The sequence below is a fragment of the Streptomyces inhibens genome, assembly GCF_022221585.1.
GTDB classification, from domain to species: domain Bacteria; phylum Actinomycetota; class Actinomycetes; order Streptomycetales; family Streptomycetaceae; genus Streptomyces; species Streptomyces inhibens.
The window spans coordinates 3,596,279-3,619,648 of the sequence record NZ_CP084681.1 but is presented as its reverse complement, the minus strand read 5'-3'; the positions used below and the strand labels follow the sequence as shown (position 1 = coordinate 3,619,648).

Here is a 23,370-nt window from a genome sequence, read left to right as displayed (position 1 = left end):
ACGTACTCCGCTCCTTGGGGCGGTTCCTGCGCGGTACTCGCTCCTCGGGCGATCAGTCGCTGTACTCCGGCGACGGCGGCCCCGATATCCCCGGCATATCGGCCCGCAGCCACTTGCGGTACGCCCGCATCCAGGGGCTGTCGGCGTCCCCGTCGCCCCGGTAGTCGTCCAGGACCTTGTTGACCCGCCGCACCAGATCCGTGTCGTCCTTGTTCATCGCCACTCCGTACGACTCGTCCGTGAACGGCTTCCCCTTCAGCTCCACCGCCGGATCCTGCGCCGCCTGCGCAGCGGCCAGCGCGTTGTCCGTGACCACCGCATCCGCCTCACCCAGCTGCAGCCGCACCAGACAGTCGAGCTGATTGGGCACCGTCAGCACCTGCGCGCCGTGCCGCTGCGCCGCCAGCTCCGATTCACCCGTCGAACCCGCGGCCGTGCACACCCGCTTGCCGCGCAGTGAATCGTCGAACGCCTTGATTTTCGAGGTCTTCGGGGCCAGCACCTGCTGCCCCGCCTGGAAGTACGAGGTCGAGAACGCCACCTGCTCCTTGCGAGCGCAGTTGATCGTCATCGTCCGCACCACCATGTCGACCGAACGCTTCTGCAGTGCGGGCATCCGCTGGTTGGTCGGCACCGCCTTGAAGACGACCTTGGCATCCGGCCCCAGGATGTCCTCGGCGATCGCCCGCGCCAGATCGATGTCGAAGCCCTCCAGCTTGCCGGTGGCCGGATCGCGATACCCCCACCGGTAGGTGTTCTGGTCGACCCCGACGACCAACTGGCCCTTCTCCTTGATCCGTTCCACCGCCGCACCGTCGTCCGGCGACGGCCGCAGACTCTCCGCCGCGTTCTGCGCCGTACACCTCGCGAGGGCGGGGGAGGCCGGCGCCGCCCCCGGCCCGTAGGCACGATGCGTCGCCGCGGGCGAGGACGGACCGCCCCGACCGGGCCCGTCGTCCTCGGCATCACTGCCCAGCGTCGGCACCAGCACGGCCGCGGCCGCCGCCATCACACACATCCCGGCCGCGACCGGCGCCAGGACGGCACGCAGATTCATCAGCCCTCGCGCGCGCACCCTCATGTCCCCATCACCAGGCCCCATCACCGGTACTCCGCCAGCCTGCGCCCGATGCCCAGCACCGCGCCCACCGCCGCCAACGCTGCCAGTACCCCGGCGCCCACCGGCAACCCGCCCAGCGCCCCGCGCCCCTCGTCCGCCGCCGACCGGAACTCCGCCTGCTCATGCACCAGCGCCTTCTGCAGCACCGCGGCCACCCGGTCGAAGGACTCACCGGTGGAACCGTCCGCGCCGATCACCTTCGCCAGCGCCCGGTCGTAATCACCCTTGTCGTCCGCCGTCCGCGCCTCGGCATGGCGCGCCTGCCACTGCCGTACGTGCGTCAGCGCATCGCGCACCGGGCCCCGCCCCGCCTCGTCGTCCGCCAGCGCCAGCGCCGCGCCCAGTCTGCTCTTCTCCGCCGCCGCACCATGGTCGCCCGGGCCCGCCAGATCCTTCATCCCCGAACGAAAGCCCGCCTCGTAGAAATCCTGCTGACCCTCGGTCAGCACCGCACCGCGCGCCACCAGCGTCAGATTCTCGTCCCCGCGCGCCTGCAGCGCATCGATCCGCGCCTCATTGAGCACCCGCAACGACCGGGCGCCGTGCTCATAGGAAGCCGTCAGCCCCGTGCGCGCCACCGCATGCCCCGCCACCAGCCACAACAGCACCGCGACGGACGCCGCCGTCGCGGCCAGAAGCCCCCGGTTGAACACACGGTTGGTGCGCCGGTAATGGCGCCGCTGCGCCCACCCCAGCGCACCGATCGCCAGCACCCCGGCCGCCAGTGCGAACCACGGCCACGCCTCGGCGTCGTCGTAATCGGCCGCCAGCCGGTCCGTCTCCGCGTCGTACAACGCCCGTGCGGCCGGAAGAAGTTCCGTACGCATCTGCTCATTGGCATACCGCAGATACGCGCCGCCCAGCGGCAGCCCCTGCCGGTTGTTCGCCCGCGCCGTCTCGACCAGCCCCGTATAGCGCGGCAGCTGCCTGTTGAGCCGCGCTATCTGCGCACCCGCACCGTCCGAACCCCGGGTGCTCTGTGACGCCTTGGTCAGCAGCTCCGCCGCCGTCGCGATATCGGCGCCATAGCGCTCACGCGTCGCCTTGCTCTCCTCCCCGCCGGCCAGAAACCCGCCGGCGGCCGTCGTATCGGCATCCGCCAGCGAACGGTAGATGCTCGCCGCCTCCGTGGTCAGCGGCTGACTGCGCTCCACCACATCGTCAGCGGCCGCCGCCCGGTCCGAGATCTGCCAGGCCGTGACCGCACCGAACAGCACCACCAGCAGGGCGAGTACGGCACCGATCACCCGCAGCCGGCCCGGCTCGGTCGTCGCCGCGGCACGCAGCTCGTCCAGCCCCTCGGCCCAGGCCGGCCGGCGCCCCGAGGCGGGCGCCGGCACGCTGCTGGTCGACACGGACGGCACGGACGACACAGATCCTCCCCCTAGGTCGCTGACTGCGGGCCCGGCCCCCGCGCACCGCGCCCGAGGGCGCTCACGACAAGGACCGGTGCATGGGCAGCAGTATGTCCGCCGCCGCTGACAAGCACACCGCTATTGACCTGATCTTGTTCGGATCGCGACGCACCACGGGGCGGTCGCGCCACCGCGACCGGCATTACAGTTACCGGAGAGTCGTCAGACATCAGGTGACGCGGCCGGGTGACGGGTGACGGAGGCACGGCACCGGGTGGCGCCGCCGGATACCGGCAAACCGCCCAAGGTCATATCCGACGTGGCCGTATTGACGTGCCTGATGACGACGTGCCCAATGACGACGTGCCCGTGATGACATGCCAAGAGGGAGTGATCTCATGCAGCCGGTCCGCAAGGGCAGGGTGTCGCTGGTGGAGACCGCGACCGACGAGATCCGCACCCAGATCGTGAACGGCATCTGGCCGGTGGGCAGCCGTATCCCGCCCGAGAGCGCCCTCTCCGAAACCCTCGGGGTCAGCCGCGCCTCGGTCCGCGAGGCCGTCCGCTCCCTCGTCCACTCCGGCCTGCTGGAGCCCCGGCAGGGCGACGGCACCTTCGTGATCTCCGACGACGACAGCGCGGTCGCCCTCCGCCGCCGCCTCGAACGCGCCGAGCTCAGCCATGTCACCCAGGTCCGCCAGGGCCTCGACGTGGTCGCCGCCCGTCAGGCCGCCAAACACCGTACGGACGCCCAACTCGCCGGTATCGAGGCCGCGCTGGCCCGCCGAAGGGCCGCCCTCGCCGCACACGACGCCGACGCCTTCACCGCCGCCGACGCCGAATTCCACGTCCTGGTCGCCGAGGCCGGCGACAACCCCGTACTCGCCGACATCTACCGCTCCCTGAGTGCCGCACTGCGCGAGGAACTCCGCCGCGCCGCCTGCCTGGACACCGCCACCGCGGCCCCCGCAGATCCGCACTCCCGCCTCACCGACGCCATCCGCGCCCAGGACCCCCAGGCCGCCGTGGACGCCGCGGTTCTGCTCCTCGCCGGCCACGTACGGGATCTCGCCCTCCCTCTGGATGACTGAGCCCTCCGCTCCGCCTCCGTCGGCCCGTTGGCCCGTTGGTCCGACGGCGCACACGCCACACTCCACGCCCCACGTTTCGCTTCCGCGCGCCGCTGACCGACACCCCCACCTCCGACTACGCTGAGTGACGAAGGTCGACCCTCGTCCCAGCGACCGGCACGGCCCACCCGCGCCCGACGAATCGGAGGCACCCCCATGCGCCGCATCAAGAAACTCCTCAGCCCCCTCACCGCAGCCACGACCAGAGCCCGCGCCGCCCCCCACGCCACCCCATCGGCCAGCGGTTTCCTCACCATCGGCACCACCACATACATCGACCCCCGTGGTAGCTACCCCCTCGACCACCGCCTGAACGGCTTCGCCACCCTCATCATCAACGACACCAACCACCACATCACCATCGTCACGGAACGCAACCACAACGATCCCCCCACCCCACCCCCGGACCAGATCCTCGCCCCCGGCGAACGCACGGAGACACACCGGGGGGACAGCGTGCAGGTGGGGTGAGGAGGGGCCCCTAGCCCCAGGCCCCCCTCATCCGTTCATAGGCCTCCGGGGTGGCGCCTGCCTGGTCAAGGGCATCGAGGGCCGCTCCCAGTACCGGTGGGGCGGTTACCACGTGGGGGGCTGCCTTTGGGGCGCGTTCGGTGAGGAGGTGGGTGACGTGGTCGTGGAGGAGGGGGTGGCGGGCGGCGAGGACGCTGCCGCCGAGGATGACGGGGGTGGGTTCGTCGAGGAGGTCGAGGCGTTGCAGGGCGACGGTGGCCAGGAGGGCGACCTCTTCCGCCTGGCGGGTGATGATGGTGCGGGCGATCGGGTCGCCCGATGCCGCGACGGCGAAGAGGAGCGGGGTCAGCTCGTGGCGGCGGTGGTCGGGGATGGCCCGTAGGTGGAATGCCTCGATCAGTTCCCGCATGGTGGTCAGGCCGAAGTGGGCGGGCAGGGCGCGGGCCAGCTCGGTGGGGTCGCCGCGGCCGTCCTCGGCGCGGGCCGCGCTCCACACGGCCTCGTCCGCGAGGTAGGCACCGCCGCCCCAGTCACCGGAGATCCGGCCGATGGAGGGGAAGCGGGCGGTGGCCCCGTGGTGTCCGAGGCCGACGCAGTTGATGCCGGCCCCGCACACCACGGCGACGCCCACCGGGTCACCGCCGTCGGGCAGTCCGGCCCGCAGCAGGGCGAAGGTGTCATTGCGAACGGTGACCGTCCGCGCCCAGCCGCGGCCGGTGATCTCGGTGGTGAGGTCGGTCTCTTCGACGGGCAGGTCGGCGTTGGCGAGGAAGGCGGAGATGTGGTCGACGGGGCCGGTCAGCCCGGCCTGGGCCAGGGCCGAGTCCACCAGCGGCGTCAGGACGTCGACCGCGCGGGCGGCGCCCACCACCGGTGGCTGGAAGCCGCCGCCGCGGGCCGTCCCGAGGAGTCTGCCGTCCGTGGACACCAGTGCCACGTCGGTCTTGCTGTTGCCCGCGTCGATGGCGAGCGCCGTGCCGGTCAGGCCCACGTGAGGTGCTCCCGGTTGTGCGCGATCAGCTCGTCGGTGAGCCGGTCCGCGTAGTCGATCTGGCCGATGAGGGGGTGGGAGAGGAGGGCGGAGAAGACCCGGTCGCGCCCGCCCTTCAGCGCCGCCTCCAGGGCCAGGTGTTCGTAGGCGGTGACGTTGGCGACCAGCCCGGCGTAGAGGGGTTCCAGGGGGCGTACGGGGAGGGGGGTTGCGCCCGTGGCATCGACGGTTGCCGGGACCTCGATCACCGCGTCGTCGGGGAGGAAGGGCAGGGTGCCGTTGTTGAGGGCGTTGACGATCTGGACGTCACCGGTGGTGCCCAGCAACGACGAGGTCAGCGCCACCGCGGCCTCCGAGTAGAAGGCGCCGCCGCGCCCGGAGAGCAGTTCCGGCTTCTCGTCGAGCGCCGGGTCGCTGTACAGGGCGAGGAGCTGCTGCTCGATGGCGGCCACCTCCGCGGCGCGGGAGGGCTTGGTGCGCAACTCCCGTACGACCGCGTCGTGTTGGTAGTAGTAGCGCAGGTAATAGGAGGGGACGACGCCGAGGTGTTCGAGGAGCGGGCGGGGCATGCGCAGGTCGTCGGCGATGGCGTCGCCGTGCTCGGCGAGGAGTGTGGGCAGGACGTCCTCGCCGCCGACGCGTACGGAGCGTTCCCAGGTGAGGTGGTTGAGGCCGACATGCTCCAGCTCGACCTGGTCGGGGGAGACCCCCAGCAGTTTGGCGAATTTGCGCTGGAAGCCGATGGCGACATTGCACAGTCCGACGGCCTTGTGGCCGTGGGTGAGCAGCGCCCGGGTGACGATGCCGACGGGGTTGGTGAAGTCGACGATCCAGGCGTCGGGGTTGCGGCGGCGTACCCGCTCGGCGATGTCGAGGACGACGGGTACGGTGCGCAGCGCCTTGGCGAGGCCGCCGGCGCCGGTGGTCTCCTGGCCGACGCAGCCGCACTCCAGCGGCCAGGTCTCGTCCTGGTCGCGGGCGGCCTGCCCGCCGATGCGCAGTTGCAGCAGTACGGCATCGGCGCCGTCGATGCCGGCGTCGAGGTCGTCGGTCCAGGTGATCCGGCCCGGGTGGCCCTGCTTGGCGAAGATCCGCCGGGCCAGGCCGCCCACCATCTCCAGCCGGTCCATGGCCGGGTCGATGAGGACGAGTTCTTCCAGCGGCAGGACGTCACGCAGGCGGGCGAAACCGTCGATGAGTTCGGGGGTGTAGGTCGAGCCGCCGCCGACCACGGCGAGCTTGATGCGGGGGCGCGGGTTTCGTCCTGCGGGAGACGGCAGCATGCTGAATCAGCCCTTTACTCCGGTGAGGGTGACGCCTTCGACGAAGGCCTTCTGTGCGAAGAAGAAAACGATGATGACCGGCGCCATGACCAGCAGCGTTGCGGCCATGGTGAGGTTCCAGTTGACGCTGTGGGCGCTCTTGAAGGACTCCAGCCCGTAGGAGAGCGTCCAGGAGGCGGGGTTCTGCGCGGCGTAGATCTGCGGGCCGAAGTAGTCGTTCCAGCAGTAGAAGAACTGGAAGAGGGCGATGGCGGCGATGCCGGGTTTGGCCATCGGCACGATGATCTTCAGCAGGGTGCGCAGCTCCCCGCAGCCGTCGACCTTCGCCGATTCGATGTACTCCTGCGGGATGGTGAGCAGGAACTGCCGCAGCAGGAAGATGGAGTACGCGTCGCCGAACGCCATCGGGATGATCAGCGGCCACAGCGAGCCGGACAGATGCAGCTGCTGCGCCCAGACCAGATACATCGGGATCACGATGACCTGCGGCGGCAGCATCATCGTGGAGATGACGAGGATCATCGCGGTGCGGCGGCCGCGGAAGCGGAATTTGGCGAGCGCGTACGCGACCGGGATCGCCGAGCAGACCGTGAAGAGGGTGCCCAGGCCCGCGTACATCAGGGAGTTCTTCCACCAGTCCAGGAATCCGGGTGTCCGGAAGACCGTGACGTAGTTGGACCAGTTCCACTCGTGCGGCCACAACTCGCCGCTCAGCGCCTGGTCGTCGCTCATGACCGAGGTCAGGAAGACGAAGACGAAGGGGAGGACGAAGAAGAGGGCGGCGGCGATGGCGACGGTGTGTACGGCGATCCAGTGCAGCAGCCGGGTGCGGCGGGCGCGGGCGGCCGGATCGCCGGTGGTGCCCGTAGGGGCCGCGGCGGGGCGCGTGGTGAGGGTCGTGGTGGTCATCCGGGATCAGTCCTCCGCCGGGAGCAGGCCGGCGCGCTTGCGCATCAGCAGGGTGGTGACGGCCATGGCGATGACGAAGAGCACGAGGGAGAGCACGCACGCCGCGCCGGTGTTGAAGTTCTGGAAGCCCAGGGAGTAGACGAGCTGCGGGACGGTGAGGGTGGAGTGGTCGGGGTAGCCGGGCTGGATGACGGTGCCGGGGCCGATGGAGACGCCGGAGGCGAGCTTTCCGGCGACCAGCGCCTGGGTGTAGTACTGCATGGTCTGGACGACACCGGTGACCACCGCGAACAGCACGATCGGGGTGATGGACGGCCAGGTCACATACCGGAACTTCCCCCAGGCGCCGGCCCCGTCCAGCTCGGCGGCCTCGTACTGCTCCTTCGGTACGTCCAGCAGCGCCGCCATGAAGATCACCATCAGGTCGCCGATGCCCCACAGCGACAGCATCACCAGCGACGGCTTGGCCCAGTCGGCGTCGTTGAACCAGGACGGCGCGGGGATGCCGATCACGCCGAGGATTTCGTTGACGGGTCCGGTGCCGGGGTTGAGCAGGAAGACAAAGGCGACGGTGGCGGCCACCGGGGGCGCCAGATACGGCAGATAGAAGGCCGTACGGAAGAACCCGGCACCCGACTTGATCTTTGTGACGAGCATGCCGATGCCCAGTCCGAAGACCACCCGCAGCGCGACCATCACCACGACCAGCCACAGGGTGTTCCACAGCGCCGGCCCGAACAGCGGCATCTGCGTCAGCACATATTTCCAGTTCCGCAGCCCCACGAAATCGGGCGGTTCGATCTGGTTGTAGTGCATGAAGGAGAAGTAGACGGTGGCGATCAGCGGATAGCCGAAGAAGACCGAGAAGCCGATGAGCCAGGGGGAGAGAAAGCCGAGGGTGCGCAGCCGCTCGCGGGTGCGTTTACGCCGTAGCGCCGGCGCGGGGGTGAGGGGTGCCATGGGGGTTCTCCGTCAGCTCTCGGAGTCAGTTCTCGGACTGAAGGTTGTCGGCGTCGATCTGGGCGTCGAGCCCGCGCAGCCCCTTGTCGAGATCGTGGACCTTTCCGGCCTCGACGTCGTACGAGAAGTCCTGGAGCGCGGTGACGTACTGCCCGCCGTTGACGGACGGTGGCAGCGCGACGCTGTGCGCGTTCCGGGCGATATCGAGGAAGGTGCGGAACGTCGGATCGGCGTCCAGTTTCGGGGACTTCAGCGCCGCCTTCGTCGACGGCACATTGTGGATGTCATTGGCGAACCGGACCACCTGTTCGGTGTTGATGGTCAGGAATTGCACCAGCTCCCATGCCGCGTTCTGGTGCTGACTGCTGTGCGCGATCCCGGCGACGGTGCCGGTCAGATATCCCTTGCCGTAGGTGTCGGCCTGGTCGTCCGGCACCGGCATCGGCGCGGTGTCCCAGCCGAACTTCGCCTTTGCCTGCCGGAGCATCAGCCCGCGCCATTCGCCGTCCATGTGCATGGCCAGCTTCTGGGTCAGAAAGGCGTTCTGTGAGGACATCTCCTCGCCGAACCTGGTCCGGAATTTCTCCAGCGGGCCATAGCCGCCCTGCGCCTCGATCAACTCGCGCTGGGTGGCGAAGAACTTCTTGGTGGCCGGGTCCTTGGCGAGCTGCGCCTTGCCGTGCTTGTCGAAGTAGGTCGGCCCCCACTGGGCGAACATCCGGTCCGGACTGTTCTGGTAGAGCCGGAAGTTGGGCATGAAGCCGACCTGCTGGTACGAGCCGTCCTTGGCACGCCGGGTGAGTTTGACGGCGTCCCGTTTCAGCTCGGACATGGTCCGCGGCGGCCGGGTGATCCCGGCCTTCTTGAAGGCGTCCTTGTTGTAGTACAGCCCGTAGGAATCGGCGAGCAGTGGCAGTGCGCACTGCTTTCCTCGATAACTCGTGTAATCCAGCAGGGTCTTGGGGAAGACCTTCTCCTTGTCCACCCCGGACTTCTTCATGAACCGATCGAGGTTCGTCCACATCCCCGACGAGCAGTACTGCCCCACATTGTTGGTGGTGAACGACGACACCACATCGGGCGCATCGTCCCCGCCGGCCCGCAGGGCCTGATTCATCGTCTCGTCGGTGACATTGGGGACCACCTTCACCGTGATGTTCCGGTGCAGTTTCTCGAAACGGGCGATGCTGTCATTGATGGCCTTCATCTCGCCCGGGGTCGACCAGCCGTGCCAGAAGGTGAGGGTGACCGGCTTGGTCGGATCGTCGCGGTCATTGCCGACGCTCGGATTGGCGCAGCCCGAAATGAGCAGCCCGGCGCCGGCCAGCGCCGCGGACAGCCGGATGCGCCTACGCGAAATCGGCATGGCGGACTCCCTTTAAGGCAGGGGTGGGTGGGGGACGTAACGCGGGTGCTCTGTCGGTGTGGGGTGCTCTGTTCTCGGCTCAGCCGGTGTCGAACACCGCATCGCGGGCATCGGCGAGCGCCGTCCGCAGCGCGCCGATGAGAATCGGATTGCCGTCGATATCGCTGAGGCGCAATTCGGGGCGGGGCAGCGCGAGCCCGGTGAATTCCTCCTCGACCAGGGCGCGCAGCGGTTCGCCGCCGGCCTGGGCGACCTCGCCGGAGAGCACGATCAGCCGCGGGTCGACGACTGCGACCACGGCCGCGAGCCCGGTCGTCAGCCGCCGCGCGACCTCGGCACGTACGTCATCACGGGCCAGCGCCTCGGCGACCGTACGGACCTGTGGGTCGCCGTACTCCCGGGCCAGCTCGATCACGTTCGGCGAGCCGACGAGGCGCTGGAAGCCGCCGCCGCCGTCCGGCCGCGCGGCGCTGCGCTCGCCGCCCCGGGACAGCGGGGCGCCGGGCAGCGGCATATAGCCGATCTCGCCCGCGCCGCCGGTGGCCCCGCGCAGCAGCTGGCCGCCCAGCACGATCGCGGCGCCGACCCCCTCGTCGGCCCACACCAGCACAAAGTCGTCGAAGTCCTGTGCGGCCCCGTCGTGTTGTTCGGCGACCGCCGCCAGATTCACATCGTTCTCGATGGTGATCGGGGTGCCCAGCACCTCGGCCAGCTCTTCCTTCAGCGCCCGCGAGTGCCAGCCCGGCAGATGCGGCGCATAGCGCAGCCGGCCGGTCTGCGGGTCCAGCGCGCCGGGCGTGCCGATCACCGCCCCGTGCAGCTGCTCGCGCCCCAGCCCGGCCTTGGCCAGTGCCCCGTCGACGGCCTTCGCCACCAGTTGGGCGGTGCGGTTCGGGGCGTCCTCGGCGACCGCGGCGGTGTCGACCCGCTCCTCCCCGAGCACCTGCCCGGTGATGTCGGCGACCGCGGCGGTGATCCCCAGCTGATCGACGGCGAGGGCGGCGATGTGTGCGGCCGGCGGGTTGATCTCGTACAGCTGTGCGTTCGGCCCCGGCCGCCCGGTCACATTCCCGGTCGTCCGCACCAGGCCGGCCGCCTCCAGCCGCGCCAGCAGCTGGGAGGCGGTGGGTTTCGACAGCCCGGTGAGCTCCCCGATCCGGGTACGGGTCAGCGGCCCCTGCGACACCAGCAGATCGAGCGCGGCGCGGTCGTTCATGGCCCGCAACACCCGTGGAGTCCCGGGGGTCCCTTGCGTTCCCTGCCCACCGGCCATGACTGTCACCCCGTTCGTCGGCGGCCCTGACGACCGGCCGAGCATCTGTTAAGAAACCTTCCAATCGATGAACAGGAAGGTAGGTCGCGGGTCAGGGCGCCGTCAATGGGTTGAGCGGGGCGAGTTGCCCCGCGCGGCGAATGGCCGGATGCCGTGTGCCCGGCGCCGGACGTGACGCAGGGGAGGGGCGTACCGCGATCGGGCGGTACGCCCCTCCCCTGTGGAGCTTCGGGCCCGCGGGTCCGTGCCGGCGGGCTACTTCCCCAGCTTCGGCGGCGCCGCGAGCGGGTCCGTCGCCAGTGACTGGGGGGACGTCGGGTTGTTGAGCGCCGAGGGGGCGCCCATGCCGGCGGTGGGGTCGGCCACGGGCGTGGCCTCGTCCTCTTCCTCGGGGGCCGGGCGCGGGGCGAGGTGGACGCCGGCGGAGTCCAGGGCCCGCTTGATGCGCCAGCGCAGTTCGCGCTCCACGCCGGGAGCCTTGCCGGGCATGGTCCTGGCCGAGACGCTGATGGTGACCGTGTCCAGGTGCACCTCGCTCAGGCCGAGCACCTCCACCGGCTCCCACAGCTGCTCGTTCCAGGGCTCCGACTTGGACATCTCCTGGCCGGCGGCGGTGATGGTGTCACGGGCGCGTTCGAGATCCTGGTCGGCGGCTATCACCACATCCACGGCGGCCGTGGACCAGCCCTGGCTGAGGTTGCCGATCCGCTTGACCTCGCCGTTGCGTATGTACCAGATCGCACCGTTGGGGCCGCGCAGCTTGGTGACCCGCAGGCCGACCTCGATGACCGTACCGTTGGCCACGCCCGCGTCGATCTCGTCACCGACGCCGTACTGGTCCTCAAGGATCATGAAGACGCCGGAGAGGAAGTCGGTGACGAGGTTGCGGGCGCCGAAGCCGATCGCGACACCGGCCACACCGGCGCTCGCCAGCAACGGTGCCAGATTGATCTGCAAGACGGACAGCACCGTCAGCGCCGCTGTGCCCATGATCACGAACGAGGCGACGCTGCGCAGCACCGAGCCGATGGCTTCGGAGCGCTGCCGGCGGCGCTCGGCGTTGACGAGCAGTCCGCCCAGCGCGGTGCCCTGGGCGGCGGCCGCGGTGCGGTTCATCCGCTCGATGAGCTTGGTGATGGTGCGGCGAATCACATGGCGCAGCACCACCGCGATCACGATGATCAGCAGAATCTGCAGGCCGGACGTGAGCCACGTCCCCCAGTTCGCCTGCACCCAGCCGGCGGCGTTGGTGGCCTTCTCCGTGGCCTCGTCGAGCGACGTCGGGCCGGTTGAGCCGGATGTGGCGGCGCTCAGGGGCGCGGCAGCGACCGGCGAAGCGGACCAGAACACAGTCGAACCTTCCGTGTGGGACAGCAGACCCGGGCCGCGGTGGGACCCCGGGGACCGAGCGGACCATCCACACTAACGGGGCAACGAGGGCGGTCCGTGCCTGTGTTCGAGCCGGGAGGTCCCAGGACGGCCGGAATGAGCCGTATCCGGCGGGACATGCGGGGGTGTGGTGGAAAACACCTCCGGCCCGTTACTCGGTCATGGTGGCGCTCCGACCAGGCACCGGGGGACACTGTGGGGAGATCGTCCCGGCGCGAGCCACGCGCCGCCGGCGTACAAGGAGGCACCCGTGCCGCATGTCCTGGTCCTCAACGCGTCGTACGAGCCGCTCGGCGTCGTACCGCTCCGCCGCGCGCTCATCCTCGTACTCAATGAGAAGGCTGTCAGCCTTGAGGAGTCCGGCGCCCTGATGCACAGTGCGACCCGTGTCATCCCTGCTCCGAGCGTGGTCCGCTTGAAGCGGTTTGTGCGGGTGCCCTTTCGTGGCCCCGTGCCACTGACCCGCCGGGCGCTGTTCGCCCGTGACGGCGGGCGCTGTATGTACTGCGGTGGCGTCGCAACCAGCGTCGACCACGTCATCCCGCGCAGCCGCGGAGGTCAGCACACCTGGGAGAACGTCGTCGCCGCCTGCCGGCGCTGCAATCACGTCAAGGCCGACCGCCATGTCGCCGAGATCGGCTGGCGGCTACGGCATCAGCCCGCCCCGCCGTCAGGACTGGCGTGGCGGATCATCGGCACGGGCCATCGTGATCCGCGCTGGCTGCCATATTTGCAGCCGTATGGCGCGGATGATGCCTTGGCCCGGATCGACGCCGTATCGGCGTAGAGCCGGGCTTTTCCGTACGTACGGGCTGGGCCCGCGATGCATTCCGCCGGACTCCCGCCGTCGTGGCTGATCGCCGTGGCGGCGGGCATTTTTCTTCGTCGGGGCGGCGGAACCGTGTTCCGCCGCCCCGACGAAAGAAGTTCCCGCCGCCACGGTGCGACACCACGACGGCGAGGGTCCGGGGGCACCTCCCAGCGTTAGCTGGGGGAGGCATCCAAGACGGGCAGGCACCCCGTCGTACGCCTCACCCGCGGTCCTCGACCGCATACGCCTCCACCGACCACAGCGAATACCCGAACCGCGTCCCCCGCTTATCGCCCTGTATCCGGATGAAGCGGGCATCCTTGGCGTCCATCCTGACGGACTCGCGGCCGCCCTTGCCGTCGCGGACCGTGGCGGCCGTGCGCCAGCTGCGGCCGTCCGGTGAGACCTGGATGCGGTAGCGGGCCGCGTAGGCGTCCTGCCAGTTCAGGACGAGCCGGCCGAGGCGGGCCGGGTGGGCCAGTGCGAACTGCAGCCAGGCGCCGTCCTCGGGCCGCGAGGACCAGCGGGTCTTCGGGTTGCCGTCGGTGGCCGCCGAGGCCGGGAAGTCGGCGGTCTCGTCCCCGGACGAGGTGGCCACGGCGCCGCGCGCCAGGTCCTCGCTGCCGGTGCGCGGATAGGCCCGCACCGTCAGCGTCCGCTCCTCGCCGCCGAAGCCCACCGGGATCTCGTACGTCCCGGAGGGGGTGCCCTTGGGGACATCGACCGCGATACGGACCGTGGCGGTGCCGCCACGCGGGGCGGTGACCTCCTTGGGCGCATGCACGGTGAAGCCCTTGGGCGCCTTGACCGTCAGCTTCTCGCGGACGTCGCCGGGACGGCGGGAGAAGATCCTGGCGTCCACCGTCGCACTGCCGCCGGTCTGCGCGTCCACCTCCTTGCGGGACAGTTCGAGCCCGGCCGGCGGGGTGTCGTCGAACCATGGCGTCAGCGCGTGCACGGAGGGCGCGTCCGCGCCGTTCGCCCAGGTCAGCCGTACCGCATCGGCGCGCAGCCGGGGCGTACGGGACTCCGTCCAGCCGGTCGCGGAGAGCCGGTCGAGGCGGCGCCAGCCCTCGCCGGGGACATGCGCCTCCAGGGAGACCGCGCCCGCGGACGGGCCGGGATCGGTCAGCGCGGTGACCGCGGCCAGCGGGCGGGCCCGCTGGAAGGGGACGGTCAGAGAGGTGGGGGCGGCGCCCTCGGTGGGGTCCGGGGCGTCGCCGCGGGCGCCGGTCCAGGCGTCGGCCTCGGTCATCGACCGCTCCAGGAACGGTGTGAGCACGCCCTTGCCGACCGTCACCGGGCTCTGCTTGATCTCCTTGTGCAGCCGCTGCACCGCGCGCTGGGCGGACCAGGCGGCGTCCCCGTCGTCCTGGGCCTGCGCCATGAGGGTGTCCACGGCCTGTTCGCCGGCGCTGCCGTAGCGGGCCAACTGCTCGGCCCACGGACGTACTTCGGCGGCCAGATCCGAGTTCAGGTCCTTGGGCGCGGTGCTCATGGTGCGGAACGCGGCCCGCAGCGCCTTGGCCGCCTTCGCGAAGTCCGCGTCCCTGCCGGGCCGGCCGTGGTTGACGGCCGCCTCGCGGGCCTTCCAGAAGCGGTCGATCAGCGGCTGCAGATATCCCGACTCCTCCCTGTTCAGCAGGGAGGAGGCGGCATTGCCGGCCAGTGCGCGCAGCGCGGCCCGGGCCCGCGGATCGCCACCCGCCAGATCGTCGATGGCCGCGTTCCAGGACTCCGCCGGGCGGTAGTCGCGCGGATTCCACGCATAGTCGGCGGCGGTGAACAGCGGGATACGGGAGGCGATCGGCTGCTCCATGGCGTTGGCGAGCAGCGCCGCCGAGCCGGTGGCGACGGCCGGCTCGCGGCCCCGGTACGGGCCGAGGAAGATCCGGTCCTGGGCGTAGTCGTTGACCGGGTAGTTGTCCATGGTGACCAGTGGGTGGCCGAACGCCTGGCGGGCGGTGGACAGTTCCCCGCCGGTGATCGTGCGCGGGACCACGCCGACGCCGGTCCAGGCCACCTCTACCCGGTCGCCGAGCGCATCGGCGAGCGCGCCGCGGTACGCCGTCGAGCCGTCCTGGTAGTACTCGGTCGGCATCAGCGACAGCGGCCCGGACTGCGGGTGCCGCTCCGCCAAGTGCTCGGCGAGCGCGTTGGCGACCCGGGCCTGCGCCTTGGCGGCCGCCTGCGGACCGGAGCCGAAGGTCTCCTCGTCGGCGCCGCAGTGCCATTCGCTGTAGCTGACGTCCTGGAACTGCAGCTGGAAGGAGCGCACCCCCAGCGCCCACATCGCGTCCACCTTGCGCCGCAGCGCCCGCAGGTCCTCCTCGGACGACAGACACATCGCCTGGCCCGGCGCGACGGCCCAGGCGAGCGTGACGTGGTTGGCGCGGGCCCGCTCGGCCAGCGCCCGGAAGTCGGCGCGCTGGTCGGCCGGATACGGGTCGCGCCACCGGGCCTGGCGGTACGGATCGTCGCCGGGCGCGTACAGATAGCGGTTCTGCTTGGTGCGCCCCATGAAGTCCAGCTGGGCGAGCCGCTGGGCCCGGCTCCACGGCTGCCCGAAGAACCCCTCGGTGGTGCCGCGCACCGCCGTGCCGGGCCAGTCCCGTACGGACACCGAGGCCAGCTGCCGGCCGTCGGTCACCAGCTGCCGCAGCGTCTGCGCGGCATGGAAGAGGCCGTCCGGGCCGACGCCGTCCAGGGCGACCGTGTCCCGGCCGGCGACCTGGCCCACGGCCAGTCGGTAGCCGCCGGAGGGCAGATCCCCGCGGGCCGGCGCGCGCAGCGCCCGCAGTGCGTCCTGGGCCCGTGCGCCGCCGACCAGGATCACCGGCCCGGCCGCGGGCAGCCGGTCGCCGGGCGCCACCTGGCGGACCGTGCGCACCCCGGCGTCCCGCAGCAGACCGCGCAGCACGTCCAGTGCATAGGGATCGGTGTCCGGCGCGGCCACCAGCGCCGCCTCGTCGCCGAGCGGTACGGCGCCGCCGAGCTCCTGCATCGACTGGGGGCGCGGCCAGACGGCGGGCACCTGCCCCGCGCCGGCCGGCCGGTCGGGCTGGTCGGGCGTGCCGATGGCGGGGTCGGCGGGCGCCGCCTGGGCGCTGGGTACCCCGCCGAGCAGGCCTCCGATGACCGCGGCGGCCAGCGCGGTGGTCCCCGCCACCCGTGCACGGGTGCCCGCGCCGCTCCCCCTGCCGTTCCTACCGATTCTTCCGACGCTCCACACGCCCCGGCCTCGCACGGCTGCTCCTCGTCCCCTGTCCTACGCTTGCCGGCTTGCGCCGGCGCCCCGTTTCCCCACTGACCTTCCCGCCGACGCCCACTGGGACAGACCTTCGGCGGTGAGCCCACCATTGTGGCGGTGAGGGTGTCAACCGGGCGAGGGCGGGGCCCTGGACGGCTGAGTATGCGGCGGTTTCGACCGCTGCTCAGGGTGGGTGTGCGCGGGCGCACCGGTCCGCAGAAATTCCTTTGCGATGCCCGGTTCCTCCGCGTTCTCTGCGCCCGCGGGCGTCCTGTGCAGTGGAATCGCCTGCGTAGGGGGATAATGTGACCTGGGTCACGTTTCGTGAGCAGATGCGTCTGCGATCGTGTCGAGTGGGTAGGGCCCACGTGTCCCACTACCGATGAACGGGAGGCCCTCGTGGCCGCATCCGCTCAACTGCTCCTCGACGCTCTGTCCTCCAAACCGGGAGGTGCGACGATGGAGCCCGATCTCTTCGACGGGGTGTCCGGCCCCGATTGCGGTCTCGACGGCTCCGGATCCTTCAGCTTCGTCGAGCCGCCGCTGACCAGCGAGCCGCCGCTCGCCGACGCCGCGCCGCTGACCAGCGAGGTCCCGATCGCCGCCGAGCTGCCGCTGACCAGCGAGCCGACCGCCGCCGGTCTGGGTACGGAGTCCATGGAGGTCTGAGGACCCATGGGCCGCGCGCGGCTCGCCCGGCTGCACGGCATCGCCACCTCGTACGAACCCTCGCCGGGCAGGAGCGTCCAGATCACCGACGACACCGTCGTCGCCGTGCTCGCCGCACTGGGAGTCGATGCCTCGACCCCGCACGCCGTACGCGCCGCCCTGGCCGCGTACGAGGACGGCGCGGGCCGCGCCCTGCTGCCACGCACCGTCGTCGCCCGCGCGGGCCGATCGCCCGGCCCGGCCGCTCTCGCCGGTCTCCCCGAAGGCACCGTCCTGCGGGTGGAGGCCGAGGACGGCGAGACCTGGGAGCACCAGCGGGCGCGGGAGGCGCTCGCCCGGCTGCCCCTGGGCGTCCATACGCTGCACGCCCGGGCCCCCGACGGTCGCACCGCCCACGCCCGGCTGATCGTCGCGCCCGACCGGGTGCCCGCACCACCCGGCCGCAGCCACGGCTTCCTCGTCCAGCTCTACTCCCTGCTGTCCCGGCAGTCCTGGGGCATGGGCGACCTCGCGGACCTCGCCGACCTCGCCGCCTGGTCCGGGCGCGCCCTCGGCACCGGCTTCGTCCAGCTCAACCCGCTGCACGCGGCCGTCCCCGGCCCGCCCACCGACCCGTCCCCCTACCGCCCCTCCTCGCGCCGCTTCCCCGACCCGGTCCATCTGCGGATCGAACACATCCCGGAGTACGCCCAGCTGGCCGGCGCCGCGCGCTTACGGGCCGACGAACTGGCCGCGCGGGCCCACGCACTGCGCGCCGAGGTGCTCGAAGGCAGCGCGCTGATCGACCGGGACGCGGTCTGGGCGCTCAAGTGCGAGGCCCTGGAGCTGCTGTGGACGGTCCCGCTCACCCCGGGCCGACGGGCCGCGTACTGCGACTTCCTCGCCGAACAGGGCCAGGCGCTGGAGGACCACGCCACCTGGTGCGCCCTGGCCGAGCGGCACGGACCCGACTGGCGCGGCTGGCCGGCCGAGCTGCGCGATCCGCGGTCCACGGGGATCGCCCGGCTGCGGCCGCAGCTGCTGGACCGGATCGACTTCCACTGCCGGCTCGCCTGGCTCACCGACCAGCAGCTGGCCGCCGCCCAACGGGCCGCGCGGGACGCCGGGATGGGCATCGGGCTGGTGCACGACCTCGCCGTCGGTGTCCACCCCTCCGGCGCGGACACCTGGGCGCAGCAGGACGCCTTCGCCGCCGGTATGTCCATCGGGGCGCCGCCGGACGCCTTCAACTCCCGCGGCCAGGACTGGGGGCTGCCGCCGTGGCGCCCCGACGTACTGGCCGCCGCCGGCTACGCCCCCTACCGGGAGCTGCTGCGCGGACTGCTGCGGCACGCCGGCGCACTGCGCATCGACCATGTGATGGGGCTGTTCCGGCTGTGGTGGGTCCCGGAGGGCCGACCGCCGACGGAGGGCGCCTATGTCCGCTACGACGGCGAGGCGATGCTCTCGGTGCTGGCCCTGGAGGCGCAGCGGGCGGGCGCCGCGGTGATCGGCGAGGACCTGGGCACCGTCGAACCGGGCGTCCGCGGCACGCTCGCCGAACGCGGCGTACTGGGCACCTCGGTGCTGTGGTTCGAGCGGGATTACGGGGCGGGGGAGCGGGACGGGGCGGACGGGGCAGATGGTGCGGACGGGGCAGGTGCGGGCGGGGCAGATGGTGCGGACGGGGCGGTACGGGTGAACGCCGGCGACGGCCCCGGTGCGGCCCTCGCGCCCGAGGCCGCCGCGGAGGCCGCCGCCGTCGAGACCCGTGCCCGTATCCTCGCCCCCGACGAATGGCGCAGCGCCTGTCTGGCCACCGTCACCACCCACGATCTGCCGACCACCGCCGCCCGGCTGGCCGGCGAGGATGTCGCACTGCGCGAACGGCTCGGGCTGCTCGCCGGGCCACCGGAGCGGGAGCGGTCCCGTGCCGCGTACGAACTCACCGAGTGGATGAGGGAGTTGGCGCGCCGCGGACTGCTGCCCGAGGGTGCGGGCGACGAAGAGGCGGCGGTCAAGGCCGTCCACCGCTTTCTGCTGCGCACGCCGGCGCGGATGGTCGGGGTGTGGCTGCCCGACGCGGTGGGGGACCGTCGCCCGCAGAACCTCCCCGGGACATGGGATGAATACCCGAACTGGCGCCTTCCGATCGCCGGCCCCGACGGACGCCCGCAGACCCTCGAAGAGCTGGCCGCCTCGCCCCGGCTGCACGCGCTGATGCGGGAATTGACCGACGGACGCCTCTAAGGGCTGTCCCGTAATCCCTGGCGGGCGCACGACGACAGCTACGGCACTCCCCCAGCTAACGCTGGGAGGTGCCCCCACCCCGCGTTGTCGGAACGTCCGGATACGCCCGGTATCCGGACGTCCCTCCGCCTTGCGATGCAGCTCGGCATCCGTACAGCGAATGAAGAGCCGAGACGGAGTGAGCGGTGGGGGCCCCTCCTGCGCCCTTAAGGCGTGGGGGAGAACGCAGTGCATCTGACGCCGTGCGCTGATCCACCAGGGATTACGGGACAGCCCTTAGGCCGTTCTTACGGATCAGTGGGTGAGTCGGAGAAAGTTCCCGGCGGTTGAGAGCGGAGGCGGCGAACCGCGAGGGAAGGCTGGAAGGCCGTCAGCCGTGCAGTGTGACGGGGAGGCTGGTCAGCCGGCTTCCTTGCAGGCCGCCCATGCCGGTCTGCCGGAGCTCTGTGAAGGGGATGGCGAGGCGGGCGTCGGGAAAGTCGCATCGCAGCACCGCGGCCACCGCGCGTAGTTCGAGTTGCGCGAGTTGAGCGCCGATGCAGAAGTGCGGGCCGGCGCCGAAGGTGAGGTCCGGTCCGGGGGAGCGGGCCGGGTCGGTGTTGATGCCCCGGATGTCGACGAGCACGGGGGTTCGGGCCGGAAGCCGTCTCCCGGCGAGTTCGATCTCGGTGGTGGTGAACCGCCAGAGGGTGAACGGGGCGGGCGGGTGCTCCCTCAGCGTCTCACGGACCAGTTCGTCGATTTCCACGTCGTCCGCCGAGCTCCGGTGCGGGCCGGACGCGAGTGCGCGTGCGATCAGGACGCCGAGGGCGGCGTCGGTGGTGAGCTGCCCGGCGAAGATCAACCCGAACAGGTGGTACCGCAGTTGGTCCGGGGTGGTGTGCGCGGGGACCCGGTCACGCAACTCGGCGGCGAGCCCCTGGTCTCCTGCGCCGAGCCCGGAAGCGGCGAGTTCGGTGAGTGCGGCGATCGCCCGGCCCTGCTCGCCGGGCTCGTCGCTGAACATCCGCCGGCAGGCATCGGCGGCTCGATCGACATGGCTGAGAGGAATGCCCAGCAGGTCGAGCAGGACGGTGAGCGGATAGCGGGTGGTGAAACCGGCCATCAAGTCGACCGTCGTGCGGTCGGCGGCGAGTTCGGTGAGCATCTCCCGGGCGATCGCGTGGACCCGATGGGACTGCTCATGGATCCGTTTGGCGTTGAGGAGCGGGGCGTGGGCCCGTCGTAAGTCGGCGTGTTCGGGGCCGTCAAGGGTGGTGAGGGACGGCTGCTCGGCGGCGGTCTGCTCAAGTCCCGCGGTGTGCCGATCCCAGCCGGGCGGCGCGAACGCGGGGTCCTTGGCGACCCGAGGGTCGGTGAGCACTTCGCGCGCCAGGGCGTCGTCGGTCACGATCCATGCCTGTCCCCCGGCCGGGGCGTCCACCTCTACGAGGGGGCCTGCGGCGCGCAGGGCGGCGTGGACCGGATCGGGCTCGGTGATGCCGCGGACGGTCGCGGCGAACGGGTCGAGGCCGTCGAGGTGGGGATTGAGCATCAGGGCTCCATGTCGTTGTGGCGTGAGCGGAACGGGCCATCGACGGGCGGATGCGGAAGCAGAAGCAGAAGCAGTGATCCTGCATACCTCCGTGCTGGAGTGACTCCATCAGTATGTATCTTCACCGTGAAGTAATTCCACGGGGAAGGTAAGCTGGCCGACGGCAGGTTGTCAACGCATGCCGGCATGCCGTCGATGTGAATCGTCGGCGGCACAGGGAAGGTGGGAGGTCTGGTGGCGGAACAGGTGCCCGGCGGCGTCGCGGCGCAGCGTGAGCGGCTGGCGGAAGGTCTCAGGGCGTACGGCGCGGGCTTCACCGAGCTGGGTCGACGCTTCGCCGTTCGGATGGGCGTGCACTCCACCGACGCTTTCGCTCTGCTGGAGATCGCCTCCGCCGATGAGAGGGGTGTCCCGCTGTCCCCGGCCTTGCTCAGCAGGCGCATCTCACTGTCCTCGGGGGCGATGACCGCGCTGCTGAACCGCCTCGAACAGGCCGGATACATCACCCGCACCCGCGAACACACCGACCGGCGGATCGTCACCTTGCACAGCAGCCCGCAGGTCAAGGAGCTCGCGGAAGAGTTCTTCGGCCCCGTCAACGACCGCCAGGACGCCGTCCTGTCCCGGTACCCCTCCGAGGTGCTTCAGCAGTTCGAGACCGTCCTGGCCCAGCTGCGCTCCGCCATGGACGTTCAGCTCACACCACCGGGCGAGGATGTATGACGGGTGGCCGTTCGTCATCCTGCCGAGGCTGACCCTTCCGGTACGCCGTACCGTCCGGCACCATGCCGTGGACACCATCCAGACATCCGACCATTCGTCATTCACCTGTCATGGTCGGCGAGTTGGAGGGAACCATGGCACTGTGCAGCACCCGGCGGACACTCTGTGCGCTCGCGCTCACCGCGGCCGCCGCACTCGTCCCCGTCCAGAGCTCCCTGGCCCGGTCGTCGTCGACCGCCGGCCCCTGCGACAAGCCCGTGACCCCGGCTTCCCAGATGGCGGTCGAGCCCTGCGACACCCCCGCCCGGATCATCGACAAGGCCGCCCATACCGTCCCCACCAAGGGCCAACTCGCCTGGCAGCAAAGGGAGATCACCGCCTTCACGCACTTCGGTATGAACACCTTCACCAACCGTGAATGGGGCTCCGGCGCCGAGGACGAGAAGCTCTTCGATCTTTCCGGCCCCTCCCGTATCGACGTCGACCAGTGGATGCGCGCGTACAAGGCGGCCGGCGCCGAGCAGGTGATGCTCACCGCCAAGCACCACGACGGGTTCGTGCTCTACCCGAGCCGCTACACCCCGCACTCCGTCGCGGCCAGCCCCGGCCGCCCCGATGTCGTCGGCGCCTACGTCAAGGCCGCCCGCAGGGCCGGGCTGAAGGTCGGCATCTATCTCTCGCCCTCCGACGGCGCCGAACTCCCGCACGCCTGGCACGCCAAGTGGGTCGAGGAGATCCGCCAGAAGCAGCAGGAGGGCAAGCCGCTCAGCCTGCCCGAGCGGGTCGCCCTGGAGGACGGCGACCATACGCCGCGCGGCCTGGGCCGCTTCGGCAACGGCAGCAAGGTCACCGGGCGCACCCTCCCCACCCTCGTCCCCGGCGACGACCGCGCCGCCGCCGTCCGCGGCGGCCGGCTGCCCACCTTCCGCGTCCGGGCGGACGACTACGACGCGTACTACCTCAACCAGGTCTACGAACTGTTCACCCAGTACGGCCCGATCGACGAGCTGTGGCTGGACGGCGCGAACCCCTGGACGGACTCCGGCATCACCCAGAAGTACAACGTCGCCCAGTGGTTCCAGATGATCCACCGCCTCTCCCCGGACACCGTCGTCTTCGCCGGGCCGCAGGGCGCCCGCTGGGTCGGCAACGAGAACGGCATCGCACGCGAGACGGAGTGGAGCGTCACCCCCTCCGCCGAGGACCCGTGGACCGTGATGGCCGGCGGACTGCCCAACGACTCCACCGACCCCGACATCGGCTCCCGCGCCAAGCTCCTCGCGCCCACCACCAAGTACCTCCAGTGGTACCCGGCCGAGGCCGATGTCTCGCTGCGCCCCGGCTGGTTCCACCACCCCGGCGAACGACCCAAGACGCCGGCGCAGCTGATGGACCTGTACGAGAAGAGCGTGGGGCGCAACGCCTCGCTGCTGCTGAACGTCCCGCCCGCCAAGGACGGCCGGATCGCCGCCGAGGACGTCGCCTCGCTCACCGCCTTCGGGACCGCTGTGCGCGAGACGTACGGGAAGGATCTGCGGGCGGCCGGCCCCGGGCCCTGGACCTTCGACCGGATCGGGCTCTCCGAGGACATCCGGCACGGGCAGCGGGTCGAGCGCTTCGCCGTCCAGGCGCGGATCGACGGGGCGTGGACGACGGTCGCACAGGGCACCACCATCGGGCGCCGGCGGATCCTCGCCCTGCACCGGCCGGTGACCTCCCCCATGCCCCGAAAGGGCATGGGAGGTGCCCCCATCGCCGTACGGGTCACGGTCCAAGAAGCCCGCGGGCGGACCTACCTCGCGCCGGTGACGCTGCACCGCAGTCGGGCCGCGGCGGGCTGAGACCTGCCGGGACCAGCGCGTTACCGGCACCGGTCGCCGGTTGCGCCACCCCGGACGCGCGGGGTG

Annotated in this window: 18 protein-coding genes; 7 read left to right on the top strand and 11 right to left on the bottom strand. The window is 71.1% G+C overall.

The genetic code is table 11. The annotated features are described in order from the left end of the window. Nucleotides 1-52: 52 nt before the first annotated feature. Both KI385_RS16600 and KI385_RS16595 read right to left on the bottom strand, forming a co-directional pair. Nucleotides 53-1,081 (bottom strand): glutamate ABC transporter substrate-binding protein, encoded by a 1,029-nt coding sequence (locus KI385_RS16600; protein ID WP_238572980.1) that lies wholly within the window; start codon nt 1,079-1,081, stop codon nt 53-55. Nucleotides 1,082-1,101: 20 nt separating this feature from the next. Continuing rightward, complete coding sequence (locus KI385_RS16595; RefSeq protein ID WP_238572979.1) at nt 1,102-2,475, bottom strand: hypothetical protein; 1,374 nt, start codon at nt 2,473-2,475, stop codon at nt 1,102-1,104. Nucleotides 2,476-2,873: 398 nt separating this feature from the next. On the opposite strand from KI385_RS16595, the gene KI385_RS16590 reads away from it, so the two are divergent. After that, on the top strand, nt 2,874-3,566 hold the full coding sequence (locus KI385_RS16590) for a FadR/GntR family transcriptional regulator (RefSeq protein WP_238572978.1): 693 nt from the start codon (nt 2,874-2,876) through the stop codon (nt 3,564-3,566). A gap of 195 nt (nt 3,567-3,761) precedes the next feature. Then, a complete protein-coding gene (locus KI385_RS16585; RefSeq protein WP_238572977.1) occupies nt 3,762-4,076 on the top strand; it encodes a hypothetical protein in 315 nt (104 codons plus the stop codon). A 10-nt stretch (nt 4,077-4,086) separates the two neighbouring features. Here the strand turns inward: KI385_RS16585 and KI385_RS16580 are convergent, their stop codons facing one another. From KI385_RS16580 to KI385_RS16550, 7 genes are all read right to left on the bottom strand, one after another. Further along, entirely contained in the window at nt 4,087-5,067 is a 981-nt protein-coding gene (locus tag KI385_RS16580) for an N-acetylglucosamine kinase (protein ID WP_238572976.1), read from the bottom strand. Continuing rightward, on the bottom strand, nt 5,058-6,311 hold the full coding sequence (locus KI385_RS16575) for a 6-phospho-beta-glucosidase (RefSeq protein ID WP_238577716.1): 1,254 nt from the start codon (nt 6,309-6,311) through the stop codon (nt 5,058-5,060). The genes KI385_RS16580 and KI385_RS16575 overlap by 10 nt, the downstream gene beginning before the upstream one ends. A gap of 45 nt (nt 6,312-6,356) precedes the next feature. Continuing rightward, entirely contained in the window at nt 6,357-7,259 is a 903-nt protein-coding gene (locus KI385_RS16570) for a carbohydrate ABC transporter permease (RefSeq protein ID WP_238572975.1), read from the bottom strand. A 6-nt stretch (nt 7,260-7,265) separates the two neighbouring features. Then, a complete protein-coding gene (locus KI385_RS16565) occupies nt 7,266-8,219 on the bottom strand; it encodes a carbohydrate ABC transporter permease (RefSeq protein ID WP_238572974.1) in 954 nt (317 codons plus the stop codon). Nucleotides 8,220-8,244: 25 nt separating this feature from the next. Next, nucleotides 8,245-9,585: an ABC transporter substrate-binding protein gene (locus KI385_RS16560; protein WP_238572973.1), complete on the bottom strand. Its 1,341-nt coding sequence runs from the start codon at nt 9,583-9,585 to the stop codon at nt 8,245-8,247. A gap of 79 nt (nt 9,586-9,664) precedes the next feature. Next, nucleotides 9,665-10,801 (bottom strand): ROK family transcriptional regulator, encoded by a 1,137-nt coding sequence (locus KI385_RS16555; protein WP_238572972.1) that lies wholly within the window; start codon nt 10,799-10,801, stop codon nt 9,665-9,667. Between the two features lie 312 nt (nt 10,802-11,113). Beyond that, entirely contained in the window at nt 11,114-12,208 is a 1,095-nt protein-coding gene (locus KI385_RS16550) for a mechanosensitive ion channel family protein (protein ID WP_238572971.1), read from the bottom strand. Nucleotides 12,209-12,497: 289 nt separating this feature from the next. On the opposite strand from KI385_RS16550, the gene KI385_RS16545 reads away from it, so the two are divergent. Beyond that, nucleotides 12,498-13,034, top strand: a complete 537-nt coding sequence (locus KI385_RS16545) for an HNH endonuclease (RefSeq protein WP_018088296.1) — start codon at nt 12,498-12,500, stop codon at nt 13,032-13,034. Between the two features lie 244 nt (nt 13,035-13,278). On the opposite strand, the gene KI385_RS16540 is transcribed toward KI385_RS16545, so the two are convergent. Further along, complete coding sequence (locus KI385_RS16540) at nt 13,279-16,227, bottom strand: glycoside hydrolase family 84 protein (RefSeq protein WP_238572970.1); 2,949 nt, start codon at nt 16,225-16,227, stop codon at nt 13,279-13,281. A gap of 480 nt (nt 16,228-16,707) precedes the next feature. On the opposite strand from KI385_RS16540, the gene KI385_RS16535 reads away from it, so the two are divergent. Both KI385_RS16535 and malQ read left to right on the top strand, forming a co-directional pair. Then, entirely contained in the window at nt 16,708-16,977 is a 270-nt protein-coding gene (locus KI385_RS16535; protein WP_238572969.1) for a hypothetical protein, read from the top strand. Between the two features lie 6 nt (nt 16,978-16,983). Then, nucleotides 16,984-19,206, top strand: coding sequence for a 4-alpha-glucanotransferase (gene malQ / locus KI385_RS16530; RefSeq protein ID WP_238572968.1), 2,223 nt, complete (start codon nt 16,984-16,986; stop codon nt 19,204-19,206). Between the two features lie 370 nt (nt 19,207-19,576). Here the strand turns inward: malQ and KI385_RS16525 are convergent, their stop codons facing one another. Further along, nucleotides 19,577-20,740, bottom strand: coding sequence for a cytochrome P450 (locus KI385_RS16525; protein WP_238572967.1), 1,164 nt, complete (start codon nt 20,738-20,740; stop codon nt 19,577-19,579). A 234-nt stretch (nt 20,741-20,974) separates the two neighbouring features. Here KI385_RS16525 and KI385_RS16520 point away from each other — a divergent pair, with 234 nt between their 5' ends. Both KI385_RS16520 and KI385_RS16515 read left to right on the top strand, forming a co-directional pair. Then, nucleotides 20,975-21,463 carry a MarR family winged helix-turn-helix transcriptional regulator gene (locus KI385_RS16520; protein ID WP_238572966.1) on the top strand — a complete coding sequence of 163 codons (489 nt, stop codon included), beginning with the start codon at nt 20,975-20,977 and terminating at the stop codon, nt 21,461-21,463. A 134-nt stretch (nt 21,464-21,597) separates the two neighbouring features. Then, entirely contained in the window at nt 21,598-23,304 is a 1,707-nt protein-coding gene (locus KI385_RS16515) for an alpha-L-fucosidase (RefSeq protein WP_238572965.1), read from the top strand. Nucleotides 23,305-23,370 lie beyond the last annotated feature (66 nt).

Coding starts and splice junctions, on each gene's coding strand:
- KI385_RS16565 (WP_238572974.1), bottom strand. CDS start 8,219: ATGGCACCCCTCACCCCCGCGCCGGCGCTACGGCGTAAACGCACCCGC.
- KI385_RS16585 (WP_238572977.1), top strand. CDS start 3,762: ATGCGCCGCATCAAGAAACTCCTCAGCCCCCTCACCGCAGCCACGACC.
- malQ (WP_238572968.1), top strand. CDS start 16,984: ATGGGCCGCGCGCGGCTCGCCCGGCTGCACGGCATCGCCACCTCGTAC.
- KI385_RS16525 (WP_238572967.1), bottom strand. CDS start 20,740: ATGCTCAATCCCCACCTCGACGGCCTCGACCCGTTCGCCGCGACCGTC.
- KI385_RS16570 (WP_238572975.1), bottom strand. CDS start 7,259: ATGACCACCACGACCCTCACCACGCGCCCCGCCGCGGCCCCTACGGGC.
- KI385_RS16555 (WP_238572972.1), bottom strand. CDS start 10,801: ATGAACGACCGCGCCGCGCTCGATCTGCTGGTGTCGCAGGGGCCGCTG.
- KI385_RS16590 (WP_238572978.1), top strand. CDS start 2,874: ATGCAGCCGGTCCGCAAGGGCAGGGTGTCGCTGGTGGAGACCGCGACC.
- KI385_RS16560 (WP_238572973.1), bottom strand. CDS start 9,585: ATGCCGATTTCGCGTAGGCGCATCCGGCTGTCCGCGGCGCTGGCCGGC.
- KI385_RS16600 (WP_238572980.1), bottom strand. CDS start 1,081: ATGAGGGTGCGCGCGCGAGGGCTGATGAATCTGCGTGCCGTCCTGGCG.
- KI385_RS16515 (WP_238572965.1), top strand. CDS start 21,598: ATGGCACTGTGCAGCACCCGGCGGACACTCTGTGCGCTCGCGCTCACC.